Source organism: Azohydromonas aeria, assembly GCF_009760915.1.
GTDB classification, from domain to species: Bacteria; Pseudomonadota; Gammaproteobacteria; order Burkholderiales; family Burkholderiaceae_C; genus Azohydromonas; species Azohydromonas aeria.
Genome location: NZ_VIDQ01000043.1, coordinates 17,795 through 36,417, shown reverse-complemented (window position 1 = coordinate 36,417; position 18,623 = coordinate 17,795). Strand labels below are relative to the sequence as shown.

The 18,623-nt window shown below is 71.6% G+C and carries 19 protein-coding genes and 1 pseudogene; 9 read left to right on the top strand and 11 right to left on the bottom strand.

All coding sequences use genetic code 11. The features are described 5' to 3' along the window. Positions 1–40 precede the first annotated feature (40 nt). Positions 41–730: a hypothetical protein gene (locus tag FJ694_RS22230; protein WP_157269514.1), complete on the top strand. Its 690-nt coding sequence runs from the start codon at positions 41–43 to the stop codon at positions 728–730. 22 nt (positions 731–752) lie between these two features. Here FJ694_RS22230 and FJ694_RS22225 read toward each other — a convergent pair whose 3' ends face one another. The 3 genes from FJ694_RS22225 to FJ694_RS22215 form a co-directional block, all read right to left on the bottom strand. Next, entirely contained in the window at positions 753–1,049 is a 297-nt protein-coding gene (locus FJ694_RS22225) for a hypothetical protein (protein WP_157269513.1), read from the bottom strand. Between the two features lie 105 nt (positions 1,050–1,154). Beyond that, complete coding sequence (locus tag FJ694_RS22220) at positions 1,155–1,367, bottom strand: hypothetical protein (RefSeq protein ID WP_157269512.1); 213 nt, start codon at positions 1,365–1,367, stop codon at positions 1,155–1,157. A gap of 150 nt (positions 1,368–1,517) precedes the next feature. Further along, complete coding sequence (locus FJ694_RS22215; protein WP_157269511.1) at positions 1,518–1,919, bottom strand: cupin domain-containing protein; 402 nt, start codon at positions 1,917–1,919, stop codon at positions 1,518–1,520. Positions 1,920–2,063: 144 nt separating this feature from the next. Here FJ694_RS22215 and FJ694_RS22210 point away from each other — a divergent pair, with 144 nt between their 5' ends. Further along, complete coding sequence (locus tag FJ694_RS22210; protein ID WP_157269510.1) at positions 2,064–2,975, top strand: LysR family transcriptional regulator; 912 nt, start codon at positions 2,064–2,066, stop codon at positions 2,973–2,975. 270 nt (positions 2,976–3,245) lie between these two features. Here the strand turns inward: FJ694_RS22210 and FJ694_RS22205 are convergent, their stop codons facing one another. Next, positions 3,246–3,884: a nucleoside/nucleotide kinase family protein gene (locus tag FJ694_RS22205; protein WP_232540171.1), complete on the bottom strand. Its 639-nt coding sequence runs from the start codon at positions 3,882–3,884 to the stop codon at positions 3,246–3,248. Between the two features lie 278 nt (positions 3,885–4,162). Here FJ694_RS22205 and FJ694_RS22200 point away from each other — a divergent pair, with 278 nt between their 5' ends. The 7 genes from FJ694_RS22200 to FJ694_RS22170 all read left to right on the top strand — a co-directional run bounded on the left by FJ694_RS22200 (position 4,163) and on the right by FJ694_RS22170 (position 11,841). Then, positions 4,163–5,164, top strand: coding sequence for an HD-GYP domain-containing protein (locus tag FJ694_RS22200; protein WP_157269508.1), 1,002 nt, complete (start codon positions 4,163–4,165; stop codon positions 5,162–5,164). Continuing rightward, entirely contained in the window at positions 5,161–6,108 is a 948-nt protein-coding gene (locus FJ694_RS22195; protein ID WP_157269507.1) for a response regulator, read from the top strand. Before FJ694_RS22200 ends, FJ694_RS22195 begins: the two co-directional genes overlap by 4 nt. A 160-nt stretch (positions 6,109–6,268) precedes the next feature. Continuing rightward, the gene (locus FJ694_RS22190; protein WP_157269506.1) at positions 6,269–6,646 is read left to right on the top strand and encodes a response regulator transcription factor; all 378 of its coding nucleotides are present in this window, start codon (positions 6,269–6,271) and stop codon (positions 6,644–6,646) included. Positions 6,647–6,695: 49 nt separating this feature from the next. Further along, complete coding sequence (locus tag FJ694_RS22185; protein WP_157269505.1) at positions 6,696–7,565, top strand: phosphate/phosphite/phosphonate ABC transporter substrate-binding protein; 870 nt, start codon at positions 6,696–6,698, stop codon at positions 7,563–7,565. A gap of 31 nt (positions 7,566–7,596) precedes the next feature. Continuing rightward, complete coding sequence (locus tag FJ694_RS22180; protein WP_157269504.1) at positions 7,597–10,017, top strand: PAS domain-containing sensor histidine kinase; 2,421 nt, start codon at positions 7,597–7,599, stop codon at positions 10,015–10,017. 199 nt (positions 10,018–10,216) lie between these two features. Then, positions 10,217–10,627, top strand: a complete 411-nt coding sequence (locus tag FJ694_RS22175; RefSeq protein WP_157269503.1) for a response regulator — start codon at positions 10,217–10,219, stop codon at positions 10,625–10,627. Then, the gene (locus tag FJ694_RS22170; RefSeq protein ID WP_157269502.1) at positions 10,624–11,841 is read left to right on the top strand and encodes an EAL domain-containing response regulator; all 1,218 of its coding nucleotides are present in this window, start codon (positions 10,624–10,626) and stop codon (positions 11,839–11,841) included. The genes FJ694_RS22175 and FJ694_RS22170 overlap by 4 nt, the downstream gene beginning before the upstream one ends. Before the next feature lie 226 nt (positions 11,842–12,067). Here the strand turns inward: FJ694_RS22170 and FJ694_RS37645 are convergent. The 7 genes and pseudogenes from FJ694_RS37645 to FJ694_RS22135 form a co-directional block, all read right to left on the bottom strand. After that, positions 12,068–12,178 (bottom strand): annotated as a pseudogene (locus FJ694_RS37645) (diguanylate cyclase domain-containing protein); the annotation flags it as partial. 43 nt (positions 12,179–12,221) lie between these two features. Beyond that, positions 12,222–12,704 carry a response regulator gene (locus tag FJ694_RS22160; RefSeq protein ID WP_157269501.1) on the bottom strand — a complete coding sequence of 161 codons (483 nt, stop codon included), beginning with the start codon at positions 12,702–12,704 and terminating at the stop codon, positions 12,222–12,224. A gap of 24 nt (positions 12,705–12,728) precedes the next feature. Continuing rightward, entirely contained in the window at positions 12,729–13,052 is a 324-nt protein-coding gene (locus FJ694_RS22155; protein ID WP_232540173.1) for a GGDEF domain-containing protein, read from the bottom strand. 854 nt (positions 13,053–13,906) lie between these two features. After that, the gene (locus tag FJ694_RS22150) at positions 13,907–15,958 is read right to left on the bottom strand and encodes a sensor domain-containing diguanylate cyclase (protein ID WP_157269499.1); all 2,052 of its coding nucleotides are present in this window, start codon (positions 15,956–15,958) and stop codon (positions 13,907–13,909) included. Positions 15,959–15,962: 4 nt separating this feature from the next. Further along, positions 15,963–16,247: a hypothetical protein gene (locus tag FJ694_RS22145; protein WP_157269498.1), complete on the bottom strand. Its 285-nt coding sequence runs from the start codon at positions 16,245–16,247 to the stop codon at positions 15,963–15,965. A 198-nt stretch (positions 16,248–16,445) separates the two neighbouring features. Beyond that, positions 16,446–17,087, bottom strand: a complete 642-nt coding sequence (locus tag FJ694_RS22140; protein WP_157269497.1) for a response regulator — start codon at positions 17,085–17,087, stop codon at positions 16,446–16,448. Beyond that, positions 17,062–18,582 carry a PAS domain-containing sensor histidine kinase gene (locus FJ694_RS22135; protein ID WP_198320936.1) on the bottom strand — a complete coding sequence of 507 codons (1,521 nt, stop codon included), beginning with the start codon at positions 18,580–18,582 and terminating at the stop codon, positions 17,062–17,064. The genes FJ694_RS22140 and FJ694_RS22135 overlap by 26 nt, the downstream gene beginning before the upstream one ends. Positions 18,583–18,623 lie beyond the last annotated feature (41 nt).

Sequence of the window (18,623 nt, the reverse complement as noted above, 5' to 3'; positions counted from 1 at the left end):
TGCGCGGCTTTTCAATCCCCGCAATGCAGGAGAGCGCGCGATGAGCAGCAAGGGTGGAGCGATGGCCAGGGCCAGGGCCGCGAGGTTCTGGACCGTGGTGCAGGGCCAGGCGAAGGAACTGCTGGCCACGGCGCAGGCCCTGGAGAACCCCGCCGCCCGCGACCAGGCCACGCAGCGGCTCTACGACCTGGCGCCGGTGCTGGGCAAGGCGGCGCAGGCCTACCACCGCGAGCTGGGCGTGGAGTTCAACCCTGTTTCGCCGCCGCCGGGCAGCCGGCTGGAGATCCTCGTCACCTGCGACGGCAACGGCGCGGGCGCGGCCGCCGTGCGCGAGCTGGTGGCCGCCGCTCCGGCGTTGCCCGCGGGACTCAACGTGCGCGCCTTCCGCCCGCCAATGCCGCCCGAAGTCATCGAGGTTTCCGAGGTGGAAGTGGGCGGCAAGGGCGTGAAGCTGGGCGACATCCGTTTCACCGCCACGCCCAGCGCGGCGCATGCGGGGCGCTTCGACATCCAGGCCTTCGTGCCCTGGCAGGCGGTGACGCCGGACGACCGGGGCAATCCCGGCTCGGTGATCGCGATGCTGGCGCTGGGCCACGGCATCGGCGAGGAGCGGCTGCTGGAGCGCGTGGGCGAGGTGCGCATCGAGCTGACCTTCCAGCCCGCGGCGCAGGGCCTGCGCAGCTGGGAGCTGTGCCCGCTGCTGGACGGGCAGGCGGCACCGGCGGCCTGAGCCGGCACGCGCCGCGCGAGGCTCAGCGCAGCCGGTAGCTGCGCGTGAGCGGGCGCCCGTCGCTGCCGCGGCGGTGGCCGGCACGCGGCGTCCAGCCCAGCTCGCCCAGGACTTCGAACACCTTCACGGCCTCGACCAGGCGCGTGGTCTCGATCACGTCGAGCAGCGCGCCCTGCTCGTCCTCGATGCCGATGCGGATGGCGCGCGCCGTCGGGTCGGCCGGTGTCTTGCGGACCGCCAGGTTGCCCAGGCGGCGGCGCAGCTCCAGGCAGGCGGGAGAAACGGCGTGGCCAGGGGCCGGCTCAAGGGTGGAATGCATGATCACGGTGCGCGACAAGTAAGACGCCATCGGCAACGCAAGCACGATGCCCGGCCGCACCGGGATTGCCCTGGAGCCGCGTCAAGGAGTCCGCTTTTCTACGGGTTAGTCCCCGGTACGCGGGGGCAGCATCCAGGTCATCCACGCCGTCAGCAGTCCCAGCCAGGCTTCCGCGAACGCATGGACGCCTGTCCAGGGCGCGAAAACGGACGGCATGCCGGGCCACGCCGGCAGCGCGGCGTCCGCGGTGTCCGTCGCGCCCGACTGCCAGGACGAACATTCCGGTGCCAGGAGCACCAGTGCCAGCCGCTTGCGCATCACTGCGCTCCTTTCGTGCAGGGTCCCGCCCCAGCACGGGGCGGCGGGCGGGACGAAAACCAGGGGGCCGGATTCTCGGTCCGCGGCGCCGGCACGGCGTCGGCGCCGCGCAACGACGGGTGCAAATCCCGAGGGAGATCCGGGCCCCTTTCAGCTGCGCCAGGGCAGCGCGATGGCCTGGCCGTCCGGCAGCCGCGTCTGCACCGGCGTGGCGGCGAACACGGCCAGCAGTTCCAGCGCCGCATCGCCGGTGTTGAGGATCTGGTGCACGCTGCCGCGCGGCAGCAGCACCGTGCTGTCCGGGCCGAAGCTGAACACGCCGCCGTCCACGTGGGCCTCGCCGTGGCCGGCCAGGCAGAACACGACCTCGTCGCAGTCATGCCCGTGCGGCGGCGTGGCCGCGCCCGGCGCCAGCGACTGGCGCCACACCGAGAGCTGCTCCAGCCCGTCGTCGCGGCCGGCCCAGGTGGCGTGGGCGATGCCGGGCAGGCCGGCGGACTGCGGCCTGGGCTGGGCCAGGACGGGGGTGAAGGCGGTGTGAGCGGCAGTCATGGTGGTCTCCTGGGGAGGGGGCATCGATGGGCTGTGTCCGCGGCGCCTCGGACGGTCGGCAGTGTGGCGCTGCCCCCCTTGCCGCGGAAGCCGCTGCCGGGGCACAACAGCGAGGACGTTTTGTCCTCGACCGGAGGTCGTTCCATGCACGGACTGCAGCAGTACGTCGCCTTCGCGGAAACCGCGCGCCACGGCAGCTTTGCCGCGGCGGCGCGCTCGCTCGGCAGCGTGCCGTCGGGCGTGGCCAAGGCGGTGGCGCGGCTGGAAGGCGAGCTGGGCGTGCGGCTGTTTCACCGCAGCACGCGCCAGGTCACGCTCACGCCCGACGGCGAGCGGCTCTACGCGCACTGCCAGCGGCTGCTGGCCGAGGTGGAGGAGCTGCGCGCCCAGGCCGCCGGCACGCGGCTGGAGCCGTCGGGCCTGCTGCGCGTGGATGCGCCGGTCTGGTGGGGCAAGCACCGGCTGATGCCGGTGCTCGCGCAACTGATGCACCGCTACCCCGCGCTGCGGCTGGACCTGCGGCTGCAGGACGGCTTCGCCGACCTGGTGCAGGAAGGCATCGACCTGGCGGTGCGCGTGGGCCGGCTCGACGATTCCTCGCTGGTGGCGCGCCGCATCGACACGCAGACGCTGCTGCTGTGCGCCAGCCCGGCGTACCTGGCCGCGCGCGGCACGCCGGACGGGGTCGCGGCGCTGGGCGCGCACGCCGCCATCGCCTTTCGCATGCCCAGCAGCGGCCGGCAGCGGCCGTGGCAGTTCGTGGAGGACGGCCGGGCCGTGGACCTGCCGCCGCCCAACGTCGCGGCGCGCATCAACGACGGCGAAGCCATGGTCGAAGCGGCGCGGCTGGGCCTGGGGCTGTGCCAGGTGCCGGACTACATGGCCGCCGCGGCGCTGGCGCGCGGCGAGCTGGTCGAGGTGCTGCCCGGCTGCCGCCCGCCTCCCATGCCGGTCAGCGTCGTGCACCCGGGTGGCCGGCTGCTGCCGGCGCGCGTGCGCGTGGCGCTGGAGGCGCTGTCGGCCCTGACTGCGACACAGGCCCCGGCGGCAGCCTGAACCCGGTGGCTGCGCTTCCGGCTCATCGGGGACCGACGCGACGTTGACAGCGAATCAATACAACATACGCGCAGGTTCGTGCGCCGTCCGTGCCGTTGGGCTGCGTTGCGGGGAGCACTCTTGATGTGGATGCCTTCCTGTTGGAGGGAGTCGTGGGGTTCAGGCAGGACAGAGAAGGTGTTTCGTTATCGGGATTCGATGTTTGTCAGCGCATCGCGTATGTTGTTTTACAGAGTTGGAGTACCTGGATCAGCCCGACGGCCGCAGCCTTCAAGGCCAGCACAACGACCATGTCGAGCGCTGGCGTGTCGCCGCGATCAACCGCGCGTTGGGCTCGTCGGTGTCCCGCACCCACTGCGCGGCTGCCTCCGGGCTGCGGCCGTGCGCCACGTGCCGGCGCAGCAGGCGTGCCACGCGCGCGGCGTCGTCGCCGTCGAGGTACCAGCACTCGTCCAGCAGGCCGGCCACGTCACGCCAGTGCGGTTGCTCCAGCAGCAGGTAGTTGCCCTCAGTGATGACCAGCGGCAGCGCCGGCGGCACCGCGATGGCGCCGGCCACCGGCTCCTCGATCTCGCGCCGGAAGGACGGTGCCCACACCGTCTCGCCTTCGGCCGGTGACCGCAGCCGCCGCAGCAGTGCCACGAAGCCGGCGCTGTCGAAGGTGTCGGGCGCGCCCTTGCGGCCGGCACGGCCCAGTTGCTCCAGCGCCGCCTGCGCGAGGTGGAACCCATCCATCGGCACCACCTGCGCCCGGCCGGGCAGCGCGTCGGCCAGGGCCTGCGCCAACGTGGACTTGCCCGCGCCCGGCGGCCCCACGATGCCCAGCACGCGGCGCGTCCCGGCGCCGGCCAGCGCCCGGGCCCGCGCCAGCGCCGCTTCCGGGACCTCGATCCCGGCGGAACTTGCCACGCCTTCGTCCGCTCCTGCCGCCATGCCGTCTCCCGGGCCGCCTTCAGATGCCCCAGCGTAGCCGCCACGGGCCGGCGGCACGGATTTGCCTGTTTTTTGGGCAATGACGGCGCAACCATGGCGGATCAGGCACTTGGCCGCGCCGCACGCAGCCGCCCCACAGACTTGTCCACAGCGGCGGGGGGTAAGTCCTGGTCACTTTGACACTCCGATAACAGATGCGCGGGCTCGGTGGCGGACAGTGGCGTCCAAGGTTTTTCGCAGTACGAATCCCGAGCATGACCTCCGCTTCCACCATTCTCATCGTCGACAGCCATCCCGAGGACCTGGCCGGCATGGCCCAGGTGCTGGGCGCCGAATACCGCCTGGCCTTTGCCTGGAACGGCCGCGACGCCGTCGCCGCGGTGCGCAAGCACCGCCCGGCCCTGGTGCTGCTGGAGATCGACCTGCCCGACCTCGACGGCTTCGCCGTGTGCCGCGCGCTCAAGGCCGACGTGAGCACTGCCGGCGTGCCCGTCGTGTTCCTGGCGCAGCGCTCGCGCCTGGGCGACGAGGCCGCCGCGTTCGAGGGCGTCGAGGGCTGCCTGTTCAAGCCCGCGCAGCCGGCGGAGCTGCTGGCGTGCGTGCGCCGCCGCCTGGCGCAGCCCGATCACGGCACCTACGAGGCGGCCTACCGCGAGGCGCTGCTGATGCTGGGCAAGGCCAGCCATTTCCGCGACGACAAGGCCGGCCGCCATCCGCAGCGCATGGGCGCCTACGCCGCCGCGCTGGCCGAGGCCGCGGGCTGGGACGCCGAGCGCAGCGCGGTGCTGGAGCTGGCCGCGGCGCTGCACGACATCGGCGAGCTGGGCGTGCCCGACTCGATCCTGCTCAAGCCGCTCAAGCTCGACGCCGACGAGTGGGAGACGATGAAGACCCACTGCCGCCTCGGCCACGACATGCTCGTGCAGCACGACTCGCCGGTGTTCCAGCTCGCCGCCGTCATCGCGCTGCACCACCACGAGAAGTGGGACGGCACCGGCTATCCCGACGCGCTGGCCGGCCGCGCCATCCCCGAGGCCGCCCGCATCGTGGCCGTGGCCGACGTGTTCGACGCGCTGACCATGAAGCGCCCCTACCGCCAGGCCTGGCCGGTGGAGGCCGCCATCGCCACGCTGCGCGGCGCCGCCGGCACGCACCTGGAGCCGCGCCTGGTGGACCTGTTCGAGTCGATCCTGCCGCGCATCCTCGACATCAAGGCGCGTTCCGAGGCCGCGGCACGGGCCAGGGCCGGTTCATGACCCGCATCCTGCTCATCGAGGACGACCCCTTCGTCCGCGACCTGCTGCAGCTGGCGCTGCGCGGCTGCGGCTACGAGGTGGTCGAGGCCGCAACCGCTGCCGAGGGCTGGCGCCAGTTGCAGGCGCAGCCGCCGCGCGCCGGCGCCGGCTTCGAGGCGGTGCTGCTCGACCGCCAGCTGCCCGACCTGGACGGCATCGAGCTGCTGCGCCGCATCAAGGGCGACCCCGCGCTGTGCGGCCTGCCCGTGATCATCGAGTCCTCGGTGGCCGACACCGACATGGTGCGCGTGGGCCTGCAGGCCGGCGCCTACTACTACCTGACCAAGCCGCTGCAGCTGCCGCTGGTTATGGCGGTGCTGCAGGCCGCCATCACGCAGCGGCGCGAGACCGAGCAGGTGCAGGCCGCCGTGCGCAACGCCGGCCAGGCGCTGCACATGCTCGGCGAGGGCACCTTCCACTGCCGCACGCTCGAAGAGGCGCGCGAGCTGGCGCAGGCGCTGGCGCTGGCCTGCCCGAACCCGGCGCGCGTCGTGCTCGGCCTGCACGAGCTGCTCATCAACGCCGTGGAGCACGGCAACCTGGGCATCGGCTATGCCGAGAAGACCGAGCTGCTGCTCGAAGGCCGCTGGCACGACGAGATCGCGCGGCGCCTGGCCGATGCCGCCTGGTCGCAGCGCCGCGTCACGGTGCAGCTCGCGCGCACGCCCGCGGCGCTGACGCTGACGGTGCAGGACCAGGGCGCGGGCTTCGACTGGCAGCCCTACCTCGACCTCTCGCCCGAGCGGGCCTTCGATCCGCATGGCCGCGGCATCGCCATGGCGCGCATGGGCTGCTTCGACGCCATGGAGTACCTGGGCAACGGCAATACGGTGCGCGTGACGCTGCAGCGCCCGGCCTGCGCCAACGACGAGCCCGCGCCGCGCCCGGAGCGCGCCGCGGTATGACGACGGTGGCGGCGAGCACAGGCCCTCAACGCAAATTCGCCCGAAGTGCCAATTATTTGTTCACGCCATCCAGGCCCAAGCCGTTGCGGTGCCTGGAGCCGGCGCGACGCCTGCACTCCAATCCCCCCATACCTTCGACAAGCATCCGGACCACGGCCCCATGAAACAAGTGCTCATCGTTGATGACCAGCCCGACCTGCGCAAGCTGCTGAGCTGGTCGCTGGACGTGTTCGAGGACCGCATGGCGCTGCACGAGGCCGGCGACGGCGCCTCGGCGCTGAAGCTGGCCGCGGACATCCGTCCCGACCTGGTGCTGCTCGACGTGATGATGCCCGGCGAGCTCAACGGGCTGCAGGTGTGCCGGCAGCTGCGCGAGATGCCTGCGCTGGCGGCCACGCGCATCGTGCTGCTGTCGGCGCGCGCGCAGGCCAACGACATCCAGGACGGCATCGCCGCCGGCGCCAACGCCTACATGGTCAAGCCCTTCAGCCCGCAGCGCCTGATCGAGACCGTGGAACGGCTGCTGCCCGACCTTTGAGCCCCGCACGGGCACTCCGCGCACGCGCGTCGCAACGACCCCTCGAAGCATGAAGAACATCCGTTTCCCGCGCCGCCGCCTGGCCGCCGCGCTGGCGCTGGCCGGCGCGCTGGCCCCGCTGGGCGCGAGCCTGCCCGTGGCCGCCGCCGAGGGCTACAGCTTCTCGCCCGTCAACCTCTACGGCATCGCCGTGACGGCCGAGTACTGGAACCCGATCATGGCCTACGTCTCCGAGAAGAGCGGCGTGAAGCTGCAGCTCAAGATCGGGCGCACCTCCGCCGACACCACCGCCTACGTGCTGGCCAAGGAGGTGGACTTCGTCTTCACCAACCACCTCTTCAGCCCCGAGCGCGAGAAGATGGGCTGGAAGGTGTTCGGCCGCCGCGAGATGCCGCCGGTGCACGGCCAGATCGTGGTGCCCGAGGAGTCGCCCATCCGTGAGCTGTCGGAGCTCGCGGGCAAGGAAGTCGCCTTCCCCGGGCCCGAGGCCACGGTGTCCTACAAGTTCACCTACGCGCACCTGCTGTCGCGCAAGATCGACGTCAAGCCGGTCTTTGCCGGCAATGCCGACGGCGCCTTCGTGCAGCTCTTCAGCGGCAAGGCCGCGGCCGTGGGCGTGAACTCGCAGCTGGCCGAGGGCTACACCCGGCGCGAGGGCCGCAAGTTCCGCGTGCTGTGGTCCTCGGCACCGCTGCACGACCTGGCGCTGATGCACTCCGACCGCGTGCCCGATCGCGACGCGCGCGCCGTGGCCCGGGCGTTCCTGGGCATGCACCAGGACCCGCGCGGGCGCGAGATCCTGGAGCAGGCCTCGAAGGTCGCGGGCATGAAGCAGACGGCGCACTTCGTGCCCTCTGACGGCAGCGAGTACGGCGCCTACCGCGAGTTCTACCGCACCGCGCCGCCGCAGCTGCGCTGAACGGCCGCCTTCCGAAGAAGTCCCACCCACGGTGAAGAAGCCCAGGCTCTGGCTGCCGCGCTCGCTGGCCGGGCGCGTGTTCGCGCTCTACGCGATCGCGCTGGTGCTGTTCGTCGCCGGCGGCCTGGTGCTCTTCTACCGCTACGAGTTCCTCGTCGAGCTCGAGAACACGCACCTGCGCGCCGAGGCGCTGGTGGAGGTGATCGCCCCGGCGGTGGCCGACAGCGCCGTGATCGGCGACTACGACACCATCCGCCACACCCTGGGGCGTGCCATCCGGCATTCCGACTACGCCGGCGCGGCCTTCATCGACATCAAGGGCGCCAAGATCGAGGCCGCCAGCGACGAGGAGCCCCAGGCCGTGCCGCCGGGCTGGCTCAGGCACGTCATCGCCGCCGGGCTGTACGACACCAACCGGCCCATCACCGTGGGCGGGCGCGACTATGGCGTGCTGCGCCTGCGCTTCGATGCCGAGAGCATCGCCGGCGCGCTGTGGGCGCAGTTCCGCGCGGCGCTGGCGCTGGCGGCGCTGGCGCTGGGCGGCGGGCTGCTGGTGTTCCGGCTGGCGCTCAAGCGCTGGCTGGGCAACCTCGACCGCATCGAGTCGCTCGAAGCCGACATGCGCTCGGGCGTGCTCAGCCCCGAGCGCGCGCTGGCCGACGACGCGCCCATCGAGCTCAAGCGCACCTTCGACGTGATCAGCCGCGCCGCGGCCAACGTGCAGATGCAGCGCGAGCAGGCCGCGGTGACGCTGGGCGCGATCGCCGACGGCGTGCTCACGCTGGATGCGCAGGGGCGCGTGGTGCTGGCCAACCCGGCCGCGTGCGAGGCGCTGGGCCTGGCGCGCGAGCAGGTGCTCTCCCGCACCGCGCACGAGCTGCTGCCCGAGATCTTCGGCGCGCGCGCCTCCTACGCGCCCTGGCGCGCCCGCCGCGCCGGCATCCATGCGCGCGACGGGCGCACGCGCGTGCTCGACACCACGCTGTCCTCCATCACCGGGCCCGACGGCGAGCTCCACGGCCACGTGCTGACCTGCCACGACGTCTCGGAGCAGCATGCGCTCGACCAGAAGTTGCAGGAGCAACTGCGCGCGCGCCAGGCGGCGCTCACCGCGCTGCGCGGCATCCTCGAAGGCCTCATGTCCCAGGCCGGCACGCCCGGCGCGGCCGAGCGCGCGCCCGTGCCCGCCGGCGGTGACATCGAGGCCATCTCGCACATGATCTCCGGCCTCGTGCAGCGGCTGCGCGAGCACGGCGAGCAGCTCGACGCCATCTTCGCGCTCAGTCCCGACGGCTTCGTCTCCTTCGACCACGCCCGGCGCGTGAGCTACGTCAGCCCCGGCTTCACGCGACTCACGGGGCTGGCCGCCGAGGAGGTCGCGGGACAGGACGAGGCGCGCTTCGCGGCGCTGCTGGGCGCGCGCTGCGCGCGCGACGTGCACGCCATGCCCGGCTTCGACACGCTGCGCCGCGCCGAGGCCGAGTCCAGCGGCCATGGCCGCGAGGGCGCCGCGCCGCGGCGCGTGCTGCTCGACCTGGAGCGGCCGACGCGGCGCACCCTCGTCGTCACGCTGCGCCCGGGCGACGGCGCCATCTCGCAGGTGCTGTACCTGCGCGACGTGACGCACGAGACCGAGGTGGACCAGATGAAGAGCGAGTTCCTCTCCACGGCCGCCCACGAGCTGCGCACGCCCATGGCCAACATCTACGGCTTCGCCGAGCTGATGATGAACCGCAAGCTCTCGCCGGCGAAGCAGGCCGACGTGATCGCCACCGTGCACCGCCAGACCGGGCTGATGATCTCCATCGTCAACGAGCTGCTGGACCTGGCGCGCATCGAGGCGCGCCGCGGCAAGGACTTCAACATCGAGCGGCTGGACCTGCGCGCGCTCGTGGCCGAGGTGGTGCACGACTTCAAGCCGCCGCAGGAGCGCCCCGCGCCGGCGGTGGAGCAGCCGGCGCAGCCGCTGCCCGTGCGCGTGGACCGCAGCAAGCTGGCGCAGGCGCTGGGCAACGTGCTGTCCAATGCCTACAAGTACTCGCCCGCGGGCGGCGAGGTGCGGCTGGCGCTGCGCCTGGAAGGCCCGGACGGCCCCGGCGGTTGCGAGGGCGACAACGCCGCGCCGCGCCGCGTGGGGCTGGTGGTGCGCGACCAGGGCATCGGCATGACGCCCGGGCAGCTCGCGCGCGTGAGCGAGCGTTTCTACCGCGCCGACACCTCCGGCAACATCCCCGGCACCGGCCTGGGCATGAGCATCGTCAAGGAAATCGTGGAGCTGCTGGGCGGCTCGCTGCAGCTCGCCAGCGAGCCCGGCCAGGGCACCGAGGTGACGCTGTGGCTGCCGCTGGCGCAAGGCGCGCCGGACGAGGCACCGGCCGCCGCACCCGCCCCTGCCGCCGCGACCGATGCCACGGTCCCAGGCAGCGGCGAGGTGCTGATCGTGGCAGCGTGACAGTCAGGTAACAACGTGTCGAGCGCCCTGCCGAAAAATGTTTCCAACACGCGCCGCGCGGCGTGCCCGCGGCACGGCCTGAGCTGCCCGCATCAACCGCGTGACATAAGTCCGCACGCCGTTTCAAGCCCGGCGCGGCGGGGCCGATAGCACCAAGGGACGGAAGAGCTGCTTGCACGAGCAGCACGCCAGAAAGACCATGAACAAGCGAACCCTGATCGTTGACGACAACCAGCTCACCGGGCGCCTGGTGAGCGTGTTCCTCAAGCGCCTGGGCTGGCAGCCGCAGCTCGTGGACAGCGGGCAGGAGGCGCTGGCGGTGCTGGCGCGCGAGCACGTGGACATGGTGCTGCTGGACCTGCGCATGCCCGGCATGCCCGGCGAGCTGGTATGCCGCTGCATCCGCGACGAGCTGGGCCTGCGCGCGCTGCCGGTGGTGGCCTTCACCGCGCACAGCATGCCCGAGGAGAAGGCGCGCATCATCGCCGCCGGCTTCGACGACGTGCTCATCAAGCCCATCTCCTTCGACGACGTGCGCCGCCTGTGCGAGAGCGTCGCCGACGCGCCGGGCGGCCAGGGCGCTGCCGAGGCGCCGCGGGCCGTGGCATGAGCATGCAGCCCGAGCTGCGGCCGGCCCCGCGCAGCGCCTGGGTGGTGCTGGGCCAGCACACGGCCGCGCCGGTGGCCACGGCGCTCAACGACGCGGGCTGGCACGTGCAGCAGGTGCACGCGGACCTGCACGGCGTCTTCAGCCTGCTCGGCCAGGGCACGCCGCTGCCCGACCTGGTGGTGTGCGAGCTGCATTTCGAGGACGGCGACGGGCTGCAGCTCACGCGCGTGCTTGGCGGCCTGCCGCACCCGCCGGCCGTCTTCTACGCCAGCCGCCAGCAGCGCGCCGTCATCAAGGCCGCCATCAGCCTGGCCGCGGCGTGCCGCGTGCGCGTGGCCGGCTACTGCGAGACGCCCGAGGACGCAGCCACCATCGCGCGCGACCTCGACAGCTTCAGCGCCGCCGCGCCGGCCAAGCCGCGCGTCGCCCTGCCCCAGCTCAGCCGCTACGAGGCCTCCGAGCTGCTGCGCCAGGGCCGGCTCGAAGGCTGGGTGCAGCCGCAGATGCGCCTGGCCACCAGCGAGGTGGTGGGCTTCGAATGCCTGATGCGCGCGCGCGACGAGTCCGGCGCGCTGATCACGCCCGACCGCCTGGTGCCGGTGCTGTGCAACCACGGGCTGATCGAGGAGGCCACGCTCGACATGGCGCGCCAGACCGTGGGCGTGGTGGCCGAGTGCCTGATGGAGGGCATGGCCGTGAGCGGCTCGATCAACGTGTCGATGGCCTCGCTGTCGGACCGCGCCTTCTGCCGCGAGCTCGCGCGCGTGACCGAGCGCGCGCAGCTCGACCCGAGCTGGATGACGGTGGAGATCACCGAGAGCGACGCCATGGCCGACCTCTCCACCGTGATCGAGAACACCACGCGCATCCGCATGCTGGGCTTCAACATCGCCATCGACGACTTCGGCACCGGCTACTCCAGCCTGTACCAGCTCTCGCAGATCCCGTTCTCCGAGCTCAAGATCGAGCGGCTGTTCGTGGCCAACGCCGACGCCGACCCGCGCAAGCGCGCCATCGTGCAGGCCTGCGCGCAGCTGGCCGCGGCGCTGGACCTGAAGGTGGTGGCCGAGGGCGTGGAAACCGTCGAGGAGCTGGCCGTGGTGCGTGCCGCGGGCTGCACCGAGGTGCAGGGCTACCTGGTGGCCCGCCCGCAGCCGGCGGCGCAGGCGCTGCAGTGGCTGCGCTCGCTGGACCTGATGCGGGTGGGGTTGTAACGGCAGGGTCGCCCGGGCCGTTTGCGTGCCACGGAGCAAACCAAAGAACAAGTACCGTCATGCCTGCGCACGCGGGCTCCATTTTCCGGCCGTTCGCCAGAACGGCATTCAAACGCCGAAATCTGCCAAGCCGAGGGCCTCGTAAAGAGCCGCCGTCCTGCCGGACGGCCAAACTTGGATGCCCGTGTTCGCGCAGTCCAGCGACAGCCGGCAGCCCAGCTGCGCGCAGCAGGTTGTCAGCCATTGCGTGTCCCAGGCTGTCGTTGATCTGCTTGAAGCGGTCGCAGTCCATGTAGAGCAGCGCGAAGCGGCGCTGACCTCGCAGCAGCTGCGCCATGTGGGCCATCAGACGTGGCCTTGTCCGCGGTGTCGGGGCGGGCTCATGAGGCTGCGGCGCATGTGTGTCGTTGCGCCTGGCCCGCCTGCACCTGTTGCAGCACGTCGCGCAGCCGCTCGAAGCACACCGGTTTGCTCAAGTGCCCGTTGGCCCCGGAAGTCAGTGCTGCTTCCACGTCGCAGGCAAAGGCGTGGCCGCTCACGATCCAGACCGGTGTGCGGCCCGGGACCCCGGGCAAGCTGCGAATGCGGCGTGTGGCGTCGAGCCCGTCGATGCCGGGAATCTCGATGTCCATGAGGACCAGGTCAATCACGCCGGAGGCCACGCGCTCGACGGCCTGCTCACCGTTGCCCACCTCGTGCACGGCATGGCCGTGGTGCGACAGCAGCAGGCGCAGCAGTTCGCGGTTGATCGCCACGTCGTCCACTACCAGTACCTGCAGCGCCCGGGCCGGAGCGAGCGGCGCGGCTGGCACGTCGTTCATTTCACGGTCAATCACGGTTGTCTTCTCCTGCGCAGCGCTCATGCGTCTGTCTTGCTGTTGTTCGTCTCACGTGTGCAGCAAGCCGGTGAGCGGGTTGCCGTGCTCGGCCACGCTCACCGAGGCCTGCTGCTGGGCCAGGTGCAGCGACTCCCTCGCCGACGACAGCGCATCGCTGGCGCTGACGGTTTCAACCTTCACGAGCACGCCCAGGCTCAGCGTGACGCTGCCCGCGGCCCGGCACGGCGTGGCCGATGCCGCCAGCAGCAGCTTCCTGGCCACGACGGTTGCACCCTCCGCACTGGTTTCCGGCAGCAGCAGCACGAACTCGTCGCGCCCGAAGCAGCCCACGAAGTCGGTGCAGCGGCAGGCGCTGGCCAGCCGCGTGGCCATGGCCTTGACCACCTCGTCGCTCTCGGCCGGACCCAGCGTGTCTGCGAGGTCGCTGCTGCAGCGCGGCCTGTGCATCGATCCGTACCCGGGCCGCCTGCTGCAGCGCTTCATCCACCTCGCGCAGTTCGGGCACGTGCCCTTCAGGCACCACGCGCTGCGGCATGTCGCCCTGCTCCAGGTGCCCAAGCTGCCCGGCCAGGGCGCGCAACGGCCGCCCAAGGCGTGCGAGCGCCGCCCAGGCCAGCGTCGCCAGCGCCACTGCTGCCAGGGCTGCCGCCCACAGCACGGTGTCGCGCGCGACGGCTGCGCCGTCGAGCGCCGCGGCCATGGGCTGGCGCACCACGGCGATCCAGTCCGGCTGCCCGGAAGCCAGGGGAGCGCGCACGGGCACCGACGCCGTCAGGTACTCCCGCCCGCCATGGCCGAGCCGCCCCGCCACCGGCCAGACCGCGGCCATCGCATCGGTGGCCGGTGCGGCGCCGGCGCCGTACACGACGGCCCTCGACCGGTCCAGCACGAAGAACTCCACGCCCCGGGCTGCGGTTTCCGCGGTGAGGACGCCAGCGGCCAGCCGGCCGACCCATTCAACGCCCAGCTGCTCCGCCCGGCCGGCTGAGAGCGACTGCGCCAGTGCGCCATCCAGGGCCTGCAGCATCACGCGCTGCTGCTGCTCGTGCCGCTGCGCCACCCGCTGCTCCACGGCCAGTGCCAGCACGCCCAGCAGCGCGGCGGTTGTCAGCGCGGCACCTGCGGCCACACGGACCCGGTACGCATGCACGCCACTCACCGCACGCCCTCGCTTGCCTGCACCGTGGGCGTGAGCCGAACCAGGATGCCGGCCACAACCAAATCGCTCATGACGCCAGCAGCGCCTCGGACGACAGGGATACGGCAACCGGCCGGGGAGCCGGCTGCACGGCGCGAGGCTTGAGGCCGGCGACCTTGAGGATCTGCACGCCCGAAGGCGCGTCCTCTTGCGCGACCGCGAGCAACTGCACCCGGTTGCGGCCCGCGTGCTTGGCCTGGTAGAGCGCCTGGTCGGCACCGTTCATCAGCTCGGCCATCGAGCTGCCGCGCAGCGGCTGCACCGCGTGCACACCCACGCTCACGCTCACATGGCCCAACGGGCTGCCACGGTGGGCGATGGCACGGGCCTGCACCGCCTCGCGCAGCCGCTCGGCCACGACCAGCGCGCCCTCAGCGTCGGTGTGCGGCAGCAGCACCACGAATTCTTCCCCGCCCCAGCGCGCGGCCAGATCCCCGGGGCGGCGCTGCACGCCCTGCGTGGCCTGCGCCACGGCCTTGAGGCACTCGTCGCCAGTGGCGTGGCCGTAGGTGTCGTTGAACTGCTTGAAGTGATCCACGTCCACCATGAGCATCGCCATCGGGCCGCCCAGGCGCTGCGCGCGCCGGTGCTCCTTGGCAAAGGTCTCGTCGAACTGGCGTCGGTTGGGCAGCCCGGTGAGCGCGTCGAAGGCGGCCAGCCGCGCCAGGCTGGCGTTGGCGTCGCTCAGGCGCTCGTGGGCCTGGCGCAGCTGCTCTTCTGCCTGCTTGCGCGCGGTGATGTCGCTGCGGATGGCGATGTACTGGACCGGGCGCCCGCGCTCATCCAGAAAGGGCACGACCGTGGCGTTCACCCAATACTCGCTCCCGTCCTTGGCGCGGTTGCAGACCTCGCCCTGCCACACGCCACCGCGCGCCACGGTGCGCCACATGGCGCGCCAGAAGTCCTTGTCGTGGCGCTCGGACTTGAGGACGCGATGGTTGGCGCCCAGCAGCTCGGGCAACGTGTACTTCGAAAGGGCGCAGAACTTGTCGTTGGCATGCACGATGCGGCCCTTGACGTCGGTGACAGCCACCACGGCGTGCTCGTCGATGGCCTTCTCCAGGTCGGCCAGCCGGCGGTTGGCCGCGGCCAGCGAGCCCAGCGTGCCCTGCTGCTGCCGCAGCAGCCGCTGGTGACGCCAGCCGCCCCAGCCCAGCAGCGCCACGAGCACGCCCACGATGGCCATGTTGACCAGGGCCGCCTGCCACCAGGCGGCCAGCGCATGAGCCTTGGACAGCCCGACCACGGCCATGACCGGAAAGTCCGACGAGTGCTTGAAGCTGGCGATGCGCTCGATGCCGTCCACGGGCGAGGTGGCGATGAACGTGCCCTGCTCGCTGCGTGCGTAGTGGTCCCGGTACATGGCGGTGTCGCGCAGGCTCATGCCCATCGCCTTCTCCACGAAGGGATGGCGCGTGAGCACCATGCCCTCGCGCGTGATGAGCGCTACCAGCGCGTCCGGGCCCAGGTCGAGCTGCGCGTAGTGCTCGCTCAGGTGGCTCGCGCGCATGGCCACGACCACGATGCCGGCGAACCCGCCATCGCTTGTGGACAGTCGCCGCGACACCGGCAGTACCCATTGCCCGTCGTGCTCGGCACGGTAGGGCTTGCCCAGGTGCAGCACGTCCCGGGCCGTGGCGCGATGGAAGCCGAAGTACTCCCGCCCCAGCGCCGAGGCTTCATAGCGCCCTTGCGCCCAGGAGCTGGCTGCCAGTGTCCCGTCGGCGCCGTAGACGTACACGTCCTCGATGCCTGGCTGCGCGCCGGCCTGCGCAATGATGACTTCACGCAACCCGGTGCGGGCGCCGGTGTCCAGGGCCGCGCCTTCATGCAGCCGCACCACCATGCCGATGACGATATCGGCCTGGCGCATGAACGCCATGGTGTGGCGCAGCACCGAAGCCGAGAGGTTGCGACTGTCGCGCTGCGCCTGCGCCATCGCCGCAGAGTAGGACTGCCATTCGAAGACGAGAGCCGCGGCCACGAGTGCCAGGCAGGCCCACACGGCCGTGCTCGTGCGCCAGCGCAGCCTCGTCGGCCGCCAGGCCAAGCTCATGATGTTGCCGGTGATGCTGGCCATGGGCTTACCGCGCAGCGTCCGTGGCGGCCAGCACGCTGGCCAGGGCCGGCATGGAGCTGTGGCCGGCCCCGGCCGGGTGCACGTGCACCTGTGTCAGAGGAGAGCAGCGCTGGGCTTGCAGCAGCAGCATCTCCAGTGCCTGCTCGACGTGGCGGGTATCGAGCACGGCCACGCCGACGCCGCCGGCGCACAGCTCCAGCGCAGCCTGCTCGACGCTCGTGACCAGCCGCCAGTGCAGGTCGGGACGCTTGTGTGCCAGGGCCGGCAGCAGCGCAGCGCCCGCACCCAAGCCGGAAACCAGCATCGCAGAAGCAGCAGACAACGACATGACGGATCAGCCTTTCGGCGGATCCCGGACATGGCCGCCAACTTGTCATGAAGTGTGTTGGCCGGCGCCCGTTGCGTCTGCAAGGAAAGCGTGTCTTGTGCTGTAGGGAGCCTGAAGCTCCTTTTGTCAGGAAATCTCGACCGACCCCCTGGGGGGCCCTCAGGCCTCGGCAGGGTCCACCAGCCCGGTTCGCATGGCCAGGCGCATGAGCGCCGGCATGTCGCCCACGCCCAGCTTGGCCATGAGCCGGCTGCGGTAGGTGTCCACCGTCTTCGGGGACAGGTGCAGCTGCTCGCCGATGGTCGCGCTCGTGAGCCCGCGCACCACCATGCGCAGAATCTGCATCTCGCGTGGCGACAGCGCGGCCAGCGGATCTGCCGACCCTTGTGCCTGCAGAGCCTGCGCCACGAGGTCCACCACGCCGGGCCCAAGGTGGCGCTGGCCGTGCACCACGGCATCCACGGCCTGCAGCAGCTCACGCCCGGTAGAGCCCTTGAGCACGTAACCCTGAGCGCCCAGCCGCATGGCTTCGGAGACGATGCGCGGCTGCGTGGACATGGTCAGTACCAGCGTGGGCAGGGCAAGGCCGCGCTCCTTGAGCATGAGCAGCAAGTCCAGCCCCGAATGCTCACCCAGCGTCATGTCCAGCACCAGCACGTCGGGCTTGCATTGCGGAATCTGCACCAACGCCTGCGCGGCGTCGGCACTCTCGCCCACCACCTCATGGCCGCCGGCTTCAAGCAGCGCGCGCAGTCCCTCGCGCACGAGGACATGGTCATCGACCAGATAGATTCGGGTCATCGCCCGCCAGCTCCCATTCCAGTTGCATGTGGATCCCGCCTGCGGCGCGATCGCTCCATTGAAGTCGGGCACCTACGGCCAGTGCGCGCTCGCGCATGCTCACCAAGCCCAGCTGCCCGGGCGCCAGCAGGTCGTCAGGACGGCCCTGGCCGTCGTCGCGCAGCTGCAGCCGCAGCCAGTCCGGACTCCCACCCACCACGCATTGCACATGCTGCGCCCGGCCGTGGTCGATGGCCTGGTCCAGCGCCTCGCGCGCGACCATGAAGAAGGCGTATTCCACGTCCGGCGGCCAGCGCCGCGACTGCAACGCCGGATCGGCCAGCAGCTCCAGGCTGATGCCTGGGAACTCCTGGCGCCGGCGCACCAGCTGGGCCTGCAGCGCCGCCACCAGGCCCTGTTCCTGCAGCAGCGGCGGGTGCAGCTCGGCCAGCGCACCGCGCAGCTCCTCGATGGCCTGGCGCGCCTGGCGGCTGAGGGCAGAGGCATGGCGCTGCAGCTTCTCGACAGCCGAACAAGCGGTGCCCGGCATGCAATGGGCGTCGAGCAGGTCGATGTGCATCGTCATGGCGCTGAGCGTCTGGCCCAGCCCCTCGTTGAGCAGGTACGCCAGCCGATCGGTGGTGACTCGCTCCTGGGCCATGAGGCGCCGCGTCAGCCGCGTGAGCTCCAGCTGCGAGCGCAGCAGCAGCGCCTGAGCCTGCTTGTGCTGCGTGATGTCGGCCAGCGCCACGACGTGATGCGAGGCTCGACCCTGCGCGTCGAGCACGGCGCTGGCGCTCAGTTGCGCGGCAAAGCGCTCCCCCGTGCGGCGCCGTGCCTGCACCTCGCCTTGCCAGCGGCCCGCGCGCAACACCTGCGCCAGGCCAGCCGCGCAGCCAGCCTGTTCCTCAGCGTCCGACAGCAGCACCGCGAGGTGCTGCCCGACCAGATCTTCAGCCGCATGGCCCGTGAGCACGCACAGGCCCGCGTTGACGCGCAGCAGGCGCAAGTCGGAATCGGCCACTGCCAGCGCATCCCCGGACTCGAACGTGACGGCCGCAATGCGCAGCGCCTGCTCGGCCTCGCGGCGCGCGCCGATGTCCTGGACGACGGAGACGAAGTAGGCCGGCTGCCTGTGCTCGTCGCGCACCAGTCCCACGGTCAGCTCGGCCCACGCCGAGCCGCCGTCGCGGCGCCGGTAGCGCTTTTCCATCACGTAGTGCGGAATACGGCCCGCCAGCAGCGCCGCCACGTTGGCTTCGTCCTCGGCCAGGTCCTGCGGATGCGTGATGTGCTGGAAACCCGCTGCCAGCAACGATTCGCGCGCGTGGCCCACGATGGCGCAGAAGCGGTCGTTGACGGCCAGGAAGCGCCCGTCGAGCGCAACGTGGGCGATCCCCACGGCCGCATGCTCAAAGGTGCCGCGCCACCAGTCTTCGCTGCGCGTGAGATCACCCGGTGCGTTTGCAACCGACACGGCGTTGCGGGCGGTCGTGTCCGCGAAACTCCAATTCATGGGCAGGACGTCCCGTGCAAGGGGTTCAAGGCGTGGCAGCT